The organism is uncultured Anaerobiospirillum sp., assembly GCF_902485895.1.
GTDB classification, from domain to species: domain Bacteria; phylum Pseudomonadota; class Gammaproteobacteria; order Enterobacterales; family Succinivibrionaceae; genus Anaerobiospirillum; species Anaerobiospirillum succiniciproducens.
Map to the genome: position 1 here is coordinate 1 of NZ_CABTML010000039.1, position 13960 is coordinate 13960.

General features: G+C 42.2%; 6 protein-coding genes. 4 read left to right on the forward strand and 2 right to left on the reverse strand.

The genetic code is table 11. The features are described from left to right. The coding region (locus RDO37_RS03260) for an AAA family ATPase (RefSeq protein WP_308498089.1) at positions 1-732 on the reverse strand (732 nt) is incomplete at its 3' end. Between the two features lie 1358 nt (positions 733-2090). Here RDO37_RS03260 and RDO37_RS03265 point away from each other — a divergent pair. Together RDO37_RS03265 and RDO37_RS03270 are read left to right on the forward strand one after the other, a co-directional pair. Next, a complete protein-coding gene (locus tag RDO37_RS03265; RefSeq protein ID WP_281710798.1) occupies positions 2091-2768 on the forward strand; it encodes a YigZ family protein in 678 nt (225 codons plus the stop codon). 1004 nt (positions 2769-3772) lie between these two features. Beyond that, positions 3773-6289 carry an acyltransferase family protein gene (locus RDO37_RS03270; RefSeq protein ID WP_308498090.1) on the forward strand — a complete coding sequence of 839 codons (2517 nt, stop codon included), beginning with the start codon at positions 3773-3775 and terminating at the stop codon, positions 6287-6289. A gap of 580 nt (positions 6290-6869) precedes the next feature. Here the strand turns inward: RDO37_RS03270 and RDO37_RS03275 are convergent. Further along, positions 6870-7844, reverse strand: coding sequence for a Gfo/Idh/MocA family oxidoreductase (locus RDO37_RS03275; RefSeq protein ID WP_308498091.1), 975 nt, complete (start codon positions 7842-7844; stop codon positions 6870-6872). Positions 7845-8423: 579 nt separating this feature from the next. Between RDO37_RS03275 and RDO37_RS03280 the strand changes: the two genes are divergently transcribed. Together RDO37_RS03280 and RDO37_RS03285 are read left to right on the forward strand one after the other, a co-directional pair. Further along, positions 8424-10697, forward strand: coding sequence for an autotransporter domain-containing protein (locus tag RDO37_RS03280; protein WP_308498092.1), 2274 nt, complete (start codon positions 8424-8426; stop codon positions 10695-10697). Between the two features lie 636 nt (positions 10698-11333). Beyond that, entirely contained in the window at positions 11334-13628 is a 2295-nt protein-coding gene (locus tag RDO37_RS03285; protein ID WP_308498093.1) for an autotransporter domain-containing protein, read from the forward strand. Positions 13629-13960: the final 332 nt, after the last annotated feature.

A 13960-nucleotide genomic window follows, 5' to 3' on the forward strand; every position in this document is an offset into this window, starting at 1 on the left:
GCCACAGCAGGTTGCATATTTACTATCAAGACTGATATTTCTGAACTGATTTGCACCAGAGAAGATTGATGTTTGGGAGTAAGAACTTACACCAGTAATAAAGACAGTACGAAAGCAAGATAGACTTTTGATAGTAGAGAAGATTGATGTGTAGATTGGCAGTAGCTGTTCAAAGAGCTCTGGATTATCTAAATTTTTTGATAGAGGTGCGTCATACTCATCAATAAGTAACACAACTCTATCACTACAAAATGGGCGATCTCCTTCCTTTAACTCAGGATGAGCTGCTAAAAACTCTTCGTCTTTAAGCTTTGCTAAACAGTCGTATAAAAAAGATTTAAAGCAGTCGCTTATGATTAAATTTGTATCTAATGTAATGCCAAAGTATTTTGAAAAAATATTAAGACTTGAGCGGAAAGCAACCTGAAATTCCTCGGCAGATTCGCAGTATATATTGCTCCAGTCAAAGTGAAAGACGAAATAGCGATTAGGCTCAGGCCAATGCTCGTGGCAGTAGAGACCTTCTGTGCCTACTGTGCCTTTAGAAAACAGATACTCAAGAGTGGATAACAGCGTACTTTTACCCATACGACGCGGTCTTGTTAGCAGAATATCGTCCTCTTGAGAGGCCATCAAACATACAGCTTGAGTCTTATCGACATAGACTGTTGTTTTGTCAATCATTTCATCAAAAGACAAGATCTTGCCTGCGGTTATATAACGCATTGTCATAGAATCCACCTCGATACTGATAAAAGAGAAAGATTTAACCTAGCCTACGATATGAGTACAGTAGTCCATGGGCTTATCTGCTTTCTAGTAGTCAAATCATACACCCTTCATTCAAGGAATATCTCACACCTGCAAAATGACTATGGGAAAACAGTGAAGATGCTTTAGAACAAGTTTTCAGTGGTTCCCAAGTTACGGGTATAAGGCGCAAATAAGTGGTTGCAGATACGGCTTTCTGAAGTTTTAGCCTCTGCGCCCAATCATGCAGAGTGGGTAATCGTCACGCAGGTGATGTTAGGACTTAGCTAAGCGCAGATAGCTTGCATTGGCAAGATCAAAAATATGATGAGAGCATGTTTGAGTGTAGTTTTTGTTGGGTGACAGTGAATTAGGCCTCAAAGTGACCTCTTAATTAAATGATGGTGTTAAAGCGATATTTTGCGGGTGAGATTGGGGTGTTTAGCAAAAGGGCGTAAATAGGCCATTTTATTTGGCAGTATGTTGAGGCTGGTGGGTGGAGATCATCAAGTCGTGATGGTTTGGAGTGGGAGCGATATTGCTGAAAAAGCATGGGGAAAAGTGGTTTAAAAGCTGATGTTTATGCCGTTTTGTGAATTAGACGCAAAAAGAGCCTTTTATTTTAAGTGTAAATTTGTGGGTGTAAAAAATGTGCTTTACATGCATGGTTGTGAGCTTAGTCAGGGGCAAAAGATCAGTTTTTTGGCAAATGGCTTAAATACGGGCTTTGTGCTCATGGGCTATCTTAGTCTTATAAGTTTGTATTATAAATAGTATAGTAAGTTACTTAATATTGTATCTATGCGTATAAAATGAATCTATTGAATACGTAAACGCGCATTTGTATGCATTGTTGTAACTAGTAGCAATAAAAAAGTTACTAAAAAGATCAAAAATCACTTGTAATGAGTTTTGGATTTGCTATAATTACTCCTGCCACAAGAAAAGCAAAGTTGTGGATCGTTGAGGCGGTTAGTTGCACTGGCCCTCCTACCTTATTAGGGTCATAACCTCCTCCGTAACGGTCCACTAATATTTTGTTTCCCGCCCGTGCGCAGTCTCAATCTCTCCAAACCAAACCAAACCAAACCAAACCAAACCAAACCAAACCAAACCAAACCAAACCAAACCAAACCAAGACTTCATTGTCTGTCTAGCCTTTGTTGTGTTGCTCATTGCAGTGCTGCTCTCTTCTTAAGAATCATTAGGCCCTGGCATAATTTGTTGATACTCTCGGTATATGGGATAATTGCAGCGGAAATTATCTAGCCACAGTTTCGATGCTGCTTAGAGCATGGCTGAGGTTGCAATCAGAGTTTTTGGTTTATTGAGGAGAGGGTATGGCTCAGGCTAAGAAAGGTGCTGATCAGAAGGAAAGCGCTAAAGACAGCTACTTAGTGCCTGATTTAAAGAAAGGTCAGTACCATACTCATGAGATTGTGATTAAGCGCTCTCGCTTTATTACCACCATTGCGCATACCTCATCAGTTGAGGAGGCCAAGGCTTTTATTGAAGAGATCTCAGCTATTTACTCTGATGCTAGACACAATTGCTTTGCGTTTAACGCCACTGCACCAGGCTCAACTGCCTTTTGTGGTTGCTCTGATGATGGCGAGCCAAAAGGTACCGCTGGTCAGCCTATGCTCAATGTAGTATTGCATTGCGGAGTAGGCGAGCTTACTGCAGTAGTAACTCGTTATTTTGGTGGTGTGCTTTTAGGCACTGGCGGTTTAGTTAAGGCCTATCAAGGATCGGTTCAAGAGGCCTTAGAGACTTTGCCAACCACTGAGCGCATGATTGCAGCTAAGCTTTCTATCGGTCTTGAGCATCGTTATATTCCAAAGTTTCAACACATGCTGCCTCGCTATCGTGCCACTATTACTAATGAGAGCTATGCTGAAATTGCTTACTTTGATGTAGTGCTACCAGATCACGAGGCTGACAATTTAGAAGCTGAACTAGTGGATTTGACCAAGGGTGCTCTCAAGGTCATTGCCAAGACCAAAGCCTCCAACTAATCAAGCAGCTAAGATAGCCAATCTATATCACAACTGAGCCTCTAGCCAAGCTATGCATGAATTGTTAAGTCCCACTGTCAGCCATGCATGGCTTAGCAAGCAGCCAAACCTTCACACCAAGATACCAAGCTAGCCAACAGGCCTTGTATCTCTAAAGAACATTACAACAGGGCAGGTCATGGCTATTCTTATGCTTATTACCAAGCTGCTGTGAATAATCGCTTGCATCTAATGCAATAGACACAAAAAGATGAATAGGCCATCAAGCTAGCGCTCAATGTGGGTATAGGCACTCAAGTCGACTGTTGCTTACATACACAGTATGAAAGTTAGCTGCAGCCACATGCGCTAGTATCTTTCTTAGGCAAGCCCCAGTAAAGCCATGGCCACACTCAACTAATCGAGGCTATTCTTGTAACTAAGGCAAGGTTTTAGCAATCGGCTGTATAAAGTGGCTGTTTCTATGCGTATATCTCGCGTCAAAATGGGGCTTGTGATGCTTAGCTATAGGAACTTTGCCCATCGTCCTTTACAATGCAAACATCAGCATAGATATAGCGCATAGTATCTTTTACTAAACTTACTAAGATCTTGTGGGCTCGATTAATCATTGTCTTGATGGACAGGTTCAATTGCGTGATGCAGCCATTTAGCTAGTTGTGCAAACTAGGCTAGAATATGGCAATCTTAGTAGTCTTTGCTGTCCTTTGTGGCGGCAATTAGCGCTTTGCGCTATTGGCAAGATAATCAAGACAAGTTCGTATTCAAGATAACTAGGCATAGCAGTAAGCATTTTGCACTGTCATTTGTAAACTAAGTACATGGACATAGCTTAAGTGACTAGTGTTAGCAGCACTGTTTTTCTAGTGGCAATAACGGTTTGCACCCATAGTGGTGTTGTGTTGGTCACATGTGTATCTAAAGCATGCATAGCTGTAGTTGTGCACGTTCAAATACATTTGAGTAAGCTTTAGAACTGTGACTAAGTGGGTAAGGATGATCTAATGGCTAAAGAACTCAGATCGGACATTACGGGCTTAAGAGCTATAGCCGTCATCTCGGTGACTATTTATCACCTGGTGCATGTGCTACTACCTCAAGTTGAGTTTTTTAGAGGTGGTTTCTTAGGCGTAGATATCTTCTTCGTGATCTCAGGTTATTTGATGACCATGATCATCATGAAGGGTATCGAGAAAGGTAACTTCTCTCTATTCGACTTCTACAAGCGCAGAGCGAAGCGTATCTGTCCAGCATTGATGGTGACCGTAGCTATCTTTGTGGGTCTTGGTTACTTCCTCATCGGTAGCGGTGACTTAAAGCGTCTAGCGTATGAGGGCTTTACTGCATTGCTGTTCTTATCGAACATGCACTTTGCGCAGAAGACCGATTACTTTGGTAACTCCGCTTTAGATCAGCCATTCTTGCATACCTGGTCATTATCAGTTGAGTGGCAGTTCTACATCTTCTACCCAATCTTAATCCTGATTCTGCACCGCTTCTTAAAGACTCAGTATTTAGCTAGATTTTTAGTCATTCTGACTGCGCTAAGTGTATTTTTTGCAGCCTGGTGTACCATTGAGTACCCTCGTTACTCATACTACATTCTGCCATCAAGAGCCTTTGAAATGCTCTTTGGTGCCTTAGCTTATTTCTACCCACTGCAGTTCTTCCAAAACAGCTTCAAATCAGAAAATGCCCGTGGCAGCTCCATCTTAGGCGCATCATTTTTAGCCCGTATCGTTTGTGCTTTAAAGCCTTGGCATGTAGAGCTTTTAGGCCTCATCATTATTGCTATCTCACTGGCATTTATCGATGATGCTCATGGCTGGCCAACTTTATGGGCTGTAATTCCGCTCATTGGTGCCTATCTGTGTATTGCAGCTAATAACCATAATTCGCTGCTTTCTAATGTTGTATTCCAAAAGTTAGGCTTGTGGTCATATGCTATTTATCTGGCTCACTGGCCATTAATCGTCTTTATCACCAAGCTTGGTTTTAATGTTTGGTGTTTAGAGCTCTTAGTACCAATCATGCTGTTAGGCATCCTGCTGCACTATGCTGTAGAAAGACGCAGAAACTTTGGTTACACCTTCTTAGGCTTATACATTGTAGTTACCGCAACTGCATACTACTTTGGTGTTACCGGTGCTAAGTTTAGACTTGATCATCAAGTTACTAAGTACGCTCAATACGGTGGTCATGACGTGCCTTTTGATGGCAAGGTCAACGCCATTGGTGATCTACAAAGAAAGCCTGACTTTATTCTCATTGGCGATAGCTTTGCTCGTCATTACACCTTAGACCTCATTGACCGTGGCTTACATGTCATTACCGTGTTTAGAGATGGTTGCTATTCATATGCAAACCATGTCTCACGCCGCTCTGAGGGCTATATCGATGAGGCTTGTAAGCTGCGCTATGAGTCAGCTAAAGAGGCATTACAAAAGTATCCAGATCTGCCGGTTGTAGTAGCTCAAGACTGGCCACGTTACAAGAGTGGTTTAGTAAGACGTCAAGACAATTCTCAGGTTAAAGAAGATGAGTTTACTCAGGCAGTGCTTGAGGACTTAAAGCAACTGTCTGTTGACTTTAGCACTCATAAGATTTGGGTAATTGGTACTCCTCGTCAAACCGTGTTTGATGTTGGTAGCACCTGTATGTTCTTACATGCCTTAGACAATCCATTGTCTAAGTTTATTCGCAGCACTTTCACCTGCACTAAGAACAAGGACTTAGCCGATATCCCAATTAACCAAGATATCGTCTCAACCATTGATAACTTGCCACAAAATGCTTACAAGACTGAGCTTAATAAGGCAGTTAACTACATCGATCCAAATGAAGCCATTTGTATTGATGGCAAGTGCGAGATCTTAGTTGGCAAGTTCATCCCAGTGTATCAAGACGGCCTGCACTACTCATGGGCTGGCTCAGTCAAGGTCGTTTCTTACATCCTAAGCCGCATTGGTGTTGACCAAGGTCGCGTTCGCACAGAGTTTGAAGACGAAAAGCTCATTACTCCAGAGGCAGATGAGCCAGTAGAAGGCTATGCTGACGACACAACCGCCAACACTGCAGCACCTGACAGCCAAGCAGCTGCAGCACCACAGGCTGACGCCAAAGCCGCAGCACAAGCAGAGGACAAAGCCAAAGCCAAGGCAGAAGCCGAGGCACTAGCAAAGGCTAAGGCAGATGCTGAAGCCAAAGCCAAAGCAGAAGCTGAGGCACTAGCACAGGCTAAGGCAGAGGCTGAAGCCAAAGCCAAGGCAGAAGCTGAGGCACTAGCAAAGGCTAAGGCAGAGGCTGAAGCCAAAGCCAAAGCAGAAGCTGAGGCACTAGCAAAGGCTAAGGCAGAGGCTGAATCCAAAGCCAAAGCAGAAGCAGAGGCATTAGCAAAGGCTAAGGCAGAGGCTGAAAGATTAAAGAAAGAGTCTGAGCAGGCAGTTGATCTCGAGGGTCAAAAAGCATCAGATGAAATGCAAGCTGATCCATTGCTAAAGCCTGCAGACGCCTATAACTAACAGATACACTCTTTGCCAATATAGGTTTTATAAGCGCTCAGTATTGCTAAGCAGTACTGGGCGCTTTGTGTATTAGCAGGAACAGTATGAGGTTTTTGGTTTCTCACAGCTCAATTCGCTAAGACAGGTTCTATCGCTGAGCTTAAGTCGCAGCAGCACTGCCTCATGAAGAAGTCTCAGACAAAAGCAATACAGCAACAGAACCATATCGCTACTGCAAAGTGTTTAGCAATGATCTCAGGAAAGTAGGAGCCAAAGCAAAAATTAACGCAGATGGGAACCAAAAAGTTGTTTATTGTTCACCTGAACTAAATCAAGATGGCACCATCAAAGTAAGCGTTAGCCAATCACAAGATTAAGTTTGGGGCTGAAAAATAGCCAAACTATATTTGGCAAGGGCGAGGCATTGAGTGCAGCAGACTTTCTAGAGCAAAGTCTTGGGATGGAATAAGACAGGGGCGCGGCTTTAAAAAAAGCTTGCAGTTAAGCAGCGCCCGCTCAAATACGTGTTTGTGTTGGAAGGTTGAGTTAAGTGTATAGATCATAGTGCTATGCACAAGAGGTTAGATCGCCTTAAGCTCTATTCAAATGGGAACTTGATACCCCAGTCTGAGCGCAAGGAGTCCATGACCTGCATGACTTCAATGATCTCAGTATGTGTCATTTCAGGAGTCTCAAGCTTGCCTTCCTTGAGGGCATTGAGACATGAGATTACCTGATACTCATAGCCAGAGACTTGTTTAGGCAGAGGAAGTTCTTCAACGAGCTTATGGTCGTTATCGAAGATCTCGACTTTCTCTGGATTGTTAATGTTGGTGACCACCATATAGCCCTTTTCGCCATAGATGATGCCATTGCGATCGGCAGGGCCATTAGCAGTGGCGTGCAGACAGGCGATCTTGCCATCATGCCATGTAAGAGTGATGCTGTCCATGAGGTCTACGCCGGTATCTGCCTTAATACAGGTGCCTGAAACACTAGCTAAATCGTGACCAAAGAACATCATGGCAAAGTTAATTGGATAGACACCAAGGTCTAAAAGTGCACCGCCAGCTAATTCTGGCTTAATGATGCGCTCTTTATTAGCAACTGCATAGCCAAGGTTAGCCATGATGGAGTGAACCTTGCCGATCTTGCCATCATCAATAGCCTTGGCAATGATGCTACGGCTTGGCATGTAGCGAGTCCAAATAGCTTCAGCTACTAAAGTCTGTTGCTCTTTAGCAAAAGCAAGAACGTCTTTAGCCATTTGCTCATTGGCAGTAAAGGCCTTTTCAACTAGCAGAGCCTTTTTGTGCTTAAGACAGAGCATGGCGTGATGATGATGCTCAGAGTGTGGGGAGGCAATGTAGATAAGATCTACCTTGTCATCCTGTGCAAGCTCTTCATATGAGCCATAAGCTACAGGCATGGAGTACTCAGAGGCAAATGCTTTTGCTTTATCAAGCGAACGTGATGCTACTGCATACAGCTCAATTTCTGCGTGGTTTAAGCCAACCAAGGTTTTGGCCATCTTATGCGCAATGCCACCTGCAGCAAGAATACCGACTTTCATTAATAACACTCCTTAGAAGTCTGACAATCTCAGACTAATTTAGCTAATTGCAAGCACGACAACAAGACCATGAACTATCCTAAATACAGAAATTGACATGTATGTTAAGGCAAATCAAGCTTAAGGATACATCTAGTGATTTATGCAGTAATGTCTTTAGTTACTGAATCATTTTTGGGGCTTTAAAGCATCAAAGGCACAAATAGCTCTTAAGTCAGAATTTGGCTTAAAAACTTACAAGATTTAGTTTACATAATGTCCTGTATAAATTGTTCTTATTGGACTTCTAATACAAGTTAATTCATTCATTAACTGTTCTGCACATAGTAGTTATGTGTGATGGTATTTATGCTGTCTGTAGATATAGATAATATTTATCAATACATAATATAGTTTACAGATGTGGTGAAAATCCATACAGGCGTACATCTATGTATTTAGATCTACATTTTGTAATCTCAATCAAGCGTCAAGTATGTTTGCGTAGATGAAAATTGATTATGAAATTTTATGCTAGGATTTTTTTAAACATGGAGAAAAACTCCAAATAGTCGTCTAATCCGCATAAGAATCATGTTTATGAAAAAGTCATCTATAGCTTTAGCAGCCGCAGCACTTGTCTTTGCACCAGCTCTTGCTCAGTCTGCCAATTTCTTTGCTCCTTCCGATATTTACAACGGCAAAGGCGTTGTATTGTTCCAGAAAAATGGTGAGAACTCAGATAAGCCTGTTTTCCGTATCCCAGCTATTACAGCTGGTAACGGCATTTTGATCGCCGCTTCGGACGTGCGCTATTCTGCTGGTCAAGATCTGGCAACAAAGGTTGCTTTGTACAAGACAAAATTAGGCACAAAAATGTCTTTTGATGGTGGAAAGACATGGACAGATCTAGCTGTACACGATGCGGAAACTGGCTATGAAGAAAACCACTTCATGAATATGTCAACAGATCCAGCCATTGTGTTTGATCAACAACGCGATACTATTTTTATGCTGGGTTGGCGTTCTAATGCCCATGTAGCGCAAGGAAAAAAACTTGACTCTAACAATAAGTTTCCAAACGCTCCAGTTACTGGTGTTCCAGGAACTAAGCAGAGTGACTTGCTCTTGTATACATCAAAGGATCATGGCAAGACATGGACTACTAAGAACATAACCAGTCAGATTATGACGCAAATTAACAAAGGTCAGGTAAATACGGTTTATGACCACGTTATGCAGGGTCCAGGCGGTGGTATGGTCTACCAAGGCAAGATTTATATGCCAATTCAAGGCTGGGTAACAGGTACAACATTAGGAAACTTAGACAAGTATATTTCTACATCTGGATTTATTGTCTCTTCAGATGGCGGAGAGACTTGGGAAGCATCCAAGATGTTAATCAAAGACTTACACGCCAAGCGTAACGGTCTAGATGACACTCCAATTACTTCAGAGAACAACCTCTTCTATCATAAAGGCAAGATTCGTATGGCTGCTAAGAATGAGGATTCTGCTTCTAATATGAAGGAAGGTCGTCTCTGCTATGAATACACCTTGAATGAAAAAACAGGCGAATGGTACTGGAAGAAAGTTAAAGAAGAGTTCTTACCTGATAATGTTTTCCCTTGCGAGAATGCATCGCATAGCTTAACTGAAGATGTCTATTTGGTTTCCTTTGCCCTGCAAAAAAATGGCGGCCGTGCTGATCCGCATCTCATGACAAATACTGGAGCTAAGATAGTGCTTGCTGAGGGTGGAACAAATGGCTATACATCGATTACTTCAGACGACAATAATATCTACGTTTTGTTTGAGAGTGTGGATAATGACATGTACTCACAATCATTCAAGGCTATCGACTGGAAGCACAAGGACTATGCTGTTCTGAACACTCAGATGCGCAACCGTGCCTTTGAGCTCAATGATATTCAGACTAAGTTCTCATCAGGTGATGACTACATGTCAGCCTCTTTTACTGGTGAAGAGATCTCAGGTGACATCGTTGGTGGCATGAATGGTTACAAGGGAGGTATATTCATTAGCAGCACCAAGAACATGGATGATGATACTGCAACTGTTGCTGAATATGATGTACGAAACGTAACCTTAGTTGGTGGTATTGAGCATCAGCTTTTTGAGGGTGCTGTAGGCACTTTCATGGTCGGTTACATGAACTCTGCTATCGACTATGCTAACGGTTCTGAAAACGACGTAAATAGCTTCGTTGCAGGTTACAGAATGAACTATAAGAACGACTACTTTGGTCTGCGTTCTGGCTTTAACTTCATTATCTCTGACAACGACTTGAAGCGTAATAAGAACGAAGGTTTAGGCAAGACCGCAAGCTTTAGCAGCGATTCATTTGCTTTCTACAATGAGCTGTATAAGGACTTCTCTTTAAGCGAGTATGGTGACCTTGAGTTAGCAGCTGGTATGGTTAACACCTTCTTATACCGTGAAGGCTTCCGTGAGGAAGGTGGTGAGGGCTTTGATCCTAATGGTAACGTTGGTGCCAATAACGCTATCTTAAGCGATATCAGTCTGCAGTCTCATGAGCTCTTTGTTAAGGCAGGCTGGAATAGCAAGCCAATTGCTCTTGATGACATCGCACGCTTAAGCTTTAGCTCTGACTTAAAGTATGCTATCGACGTTGCTGATATGGATAAGTGGAAAGAGGACTATATCTCCTTTACCGCACAGCGTACTTACAATGATGTAGGCGAGCTCTACTCTGGTAGAGATGGCGGTCTGTTTAGCGCAGAGTTTGGTGCTAAAGTACAGCTCTTAAATAAGATCGATGTTTCGTTAAAGGGTGTTGCTGATAGCCGTGGTGAGTTCACTGGCAAGTTAGAGGGCAGAGTCGCTCTTTAGCAGTGATCACTATATCTGTATGAAGTGCATTTAACTGTACTTTAATTGAATACAGCGGCTCCTAATTTGTGAACTTTATGTACTGCAACCCAAGTAAATCTAAATTAGAAGCTACTGTTGTTATGAGATCTTAAGCATTTCTATCCCAGTGCTATGATCTTTTATATACTGGCCCCGCATCTGCGGGGCTTTTTGCTTTGTGGATGCTTCAAATACATGAGCGAGCGCTTTACGCATGCTTTGAGTCTAAAGCTCTAGACCTACCCACGAACACATACAAATTAGTGATTTTAATCGTTCATGTGTGGCTTAAATAACTGATAAAACAGCGAGTTTAAGTGCCTAAGCAATCGTGATAAATCGCAAATGAAGTTTTAACTATTTAGGAATTGGGCATTGTTTGGCGTGCAATTGATAAAATAGTATTTAGATGTTGTAAAGATATTTGGCTAGATGTATACAGAAAGAAATTGTACGTATACGTATCTATGCAGGATGATCTACATTTTAATACTGTAAAAAAGGGTCAAGTTTGGTGCAAATGTGAAAAAGCGATTATGAAAATTCATGTTAGGATTTTTTAAAACATGGAGAAAAACTCCAAATAGTCGTCTAATTCGCATAAGAATCACTTTTATGAAGAAGTCATCTCTTGCTTTAGCAGCCGCTGCACTTGCCTTTGCACCGGCTATTGCTCAGTCTGCCAATTACTTTTCACCTGCCTACTATTCACCAAACGATATTTATCGTGGTTCAGGTGTAGTTCTGTTCAAGAAAGGTGCTGAGGTTGATCAGTACACTGGCTTTAGAATCCCAGCCATTACTGCCGGTAATGGCATTCTGATCGCTGCATCAGATGTACGCTACACTGGTGGTGGTAAAGACTTAGCTCATGGAGATGGTTTATATAAAACTAAGTTAGGCACTAAGATTTCTTATGATGGCGGTCTTACATGGTCATCTTTAAATGTCATTGATGCAACTGGAAGGCTGGGTGAAAACAACTTCATGAACATGGCAACCGATCCAGCTGTATTGTTTGACGCAAATAGCGACACCATATTCATGCTTGGTTGGCAATCTAATCGCCATGTTGGAAATGGAGCTGTTCTTGGTATTGGAACTGGAGTACAAGGAGTTCCAAACCCAATTGAGAATATTCCTACTGGTGAGCACAGTAAGTTACTCTTATTCACCTCTAAAGATCACGGTAAGACCTGGACTACAAGAGATATTAACGACAGTATTTTGAGTCAAATTAACAAAGGTCAGGGTACTAAGAGATACGACAATGTGCTTCAAGGACCAGGTGGCGGCATGGTATATCAAGGCAAGATTTACATGCCTATCCAAGCTTGGGCAACTAAAGCACATACAAATCACAGTGATTGGGTAAGAACTTCTGGTTTTATTGTTTCATCAGACGGTGGTGAAACTTGGGAAGCTTCTAAGATGCTTATTCCTAATGTTGATGCCAAAATATCCAATACCGACCAGATGAACAATACCTCAGAGAGCAATATCTTCTATCACAAGGGTAAGATTCGTCTTGCAGTAAAGCGTGAATCAGATGGTCAGTACACAGGCAATCGTCTGTGCTTTGAATACACTCAAGATGCCAATACTGGAGAATGGAATTGGGTGAAAGTTGAAGAAAGCTTCCTTCCTAGTAACTTATCAAAAATTGAAAGCAGCACCCATAGCCTCACGGAAGACGTTTACTTAGTATCATATTCTGTTGATAAAAATGGTAGTGAGCGAAACGACCCAGTATTAGCAACTAACACTGGTGCCAAGATTCAGCTAGATAGCGGCCGTGGCTTAGGTTATACATCTATTAGCTCAGACGATAACAACATCTACGTTCTTTATGAGGGTGTAGAACAAGACAAGTACTCTCAGATGTTTAAGGCCATCGATTGGAAGCACAAGGATTATGCAGTGCTGAATACTCAGATGCGCAACCGTGCAATTGAGCTCAATGAGATTCAGGATAAATTCTCATCCGGCGAGAGTTTCATGTCGGTATCTTACAGCTCTGATCTTACTGAGGGATCCATTGTAGGCGGTTCAAATGGTATTAAGGGTGGTATCTTCATTCGTGGCAATAAGAATGTTGAAGAAGATATGCCTACTGTTGCTGAGTACGATGTATTTGATGTGACCTTGCTTGCTGGTGTTGAGCATGAGCCTTTCAAAGGTGCTTTAGGCACCATGATGGTAGGCTACATGAACTCAGCCATAGACTATGCAAATGGCTCAGAGAACGACGTTAACAGCTTTGTAGCAGGCTATAGATTTGACTACAAGAACGATTACTTTGGTGTGCGTTCAGGCTTTAACTTCATGTTCTCTGACAACGACTTGAAGCGTAATAAGAACGAGGGTCTTGGTAAGACTGCTCGCTTTAATAGCCAGTCCTTTGCTATCTCTAATGAGCTCTACAAGGACTTGAGCTTAAATGATTTTGGTGATGTTGAAGTATCAGCAGGTATGGTTAATACCTTCTTCAAGCGTGATGGCTTCCGTGAGGTAGGCGGTGAGGGCACCGATCCAAATGGTCAGTTAGGTGCTAACAACGCTATCTTAAACGATATCAGCCTGCAGTCTCATGAGCTCTTTGTTAAGGCAGCTTGGGATAGCAAGCCAATTGCTCTTAGCGATATTGCCTCTATCACCTTCAACTCAGACTTAAAGTATGCAGTTGATGTAGCCGATATGGACAAGTGGAAGGAAGACTATATTTCATTCACTGCTGAGCGTACATATCACGATATTGGTGAGCTCTACTCAGGTCGTGATGGCGGTATTTTCAGTGCTGAACTCGGTGCTCAGCTGCAGCTCTTAAAGCAAATCAACCTGTCTGTTAAGGGGGGTGCCGATAGCCGTGGTGAGTTTGTTGGCAAGCTTGAGGGAAAGGTATCTCTTTAAGCCAAAAATACAAGCCTCTATCGATGCTGCAAGTGCTTTGCTTGTAATGAAAGCAACTGAATAGCTGCAGCATCATATCTTATCGTATGGCAATTGCACTTCTATCCCGGTCAATTGCCATACGATCAATTAGCCCCGCATCTGCGGGGCTTTTTGCTTTGTGGATGCTTCAAATACATGAGCGAGCGCTTTACTCATGCTTTGAGTCTAAAGCTCAAGACCTGCCCATGAATACATACAAATTAGTGTTTTAAATCGTTCATGTGTGGCTTAAATAACTGATAAAACAGCGAGTTTAAGTGCCTAAGCAATCGTGATAAATCGCAAATGAA

Coding starts and splice junctions, on each gene's coding strand:
- RDO37_RS03265 (WP_281710798.1), top strand. CDS start 2,091: ATGGCTCAGGCTAAGAAAGGTGCTGATCAGAAGGAAAGCGCTAAAGAC.
- RDO37_RS03270 (WP_308498090.1), top strand. CDS start 3,773: ATGGCTAAAGAACTCAGATCGGACATTACGGGCTTAAGAGCTATAGCC.
- RDO37_RS03275 (WP_308498091.1), bottom strand. CDS start 7,844: ATGAAAGTCGGTATTCTTGCTGCAGGTGGCATTGCGCATAAGATGGCC.
- RDO37_RS03280 (WP_308498092.1), top strand. CDS start 8,424: ATGAAAAAGTCATCTATAGCTTTAGCAGCCGCAGCACTTGTCTTTGCA.
- RDO37_RS03285 (WP_308498093.1), top strand. CDS start 11,334: ATGAAGAAGTCATCTCTTGCTTTAGCAGCCGCTGCACTTGCCTTTGCA.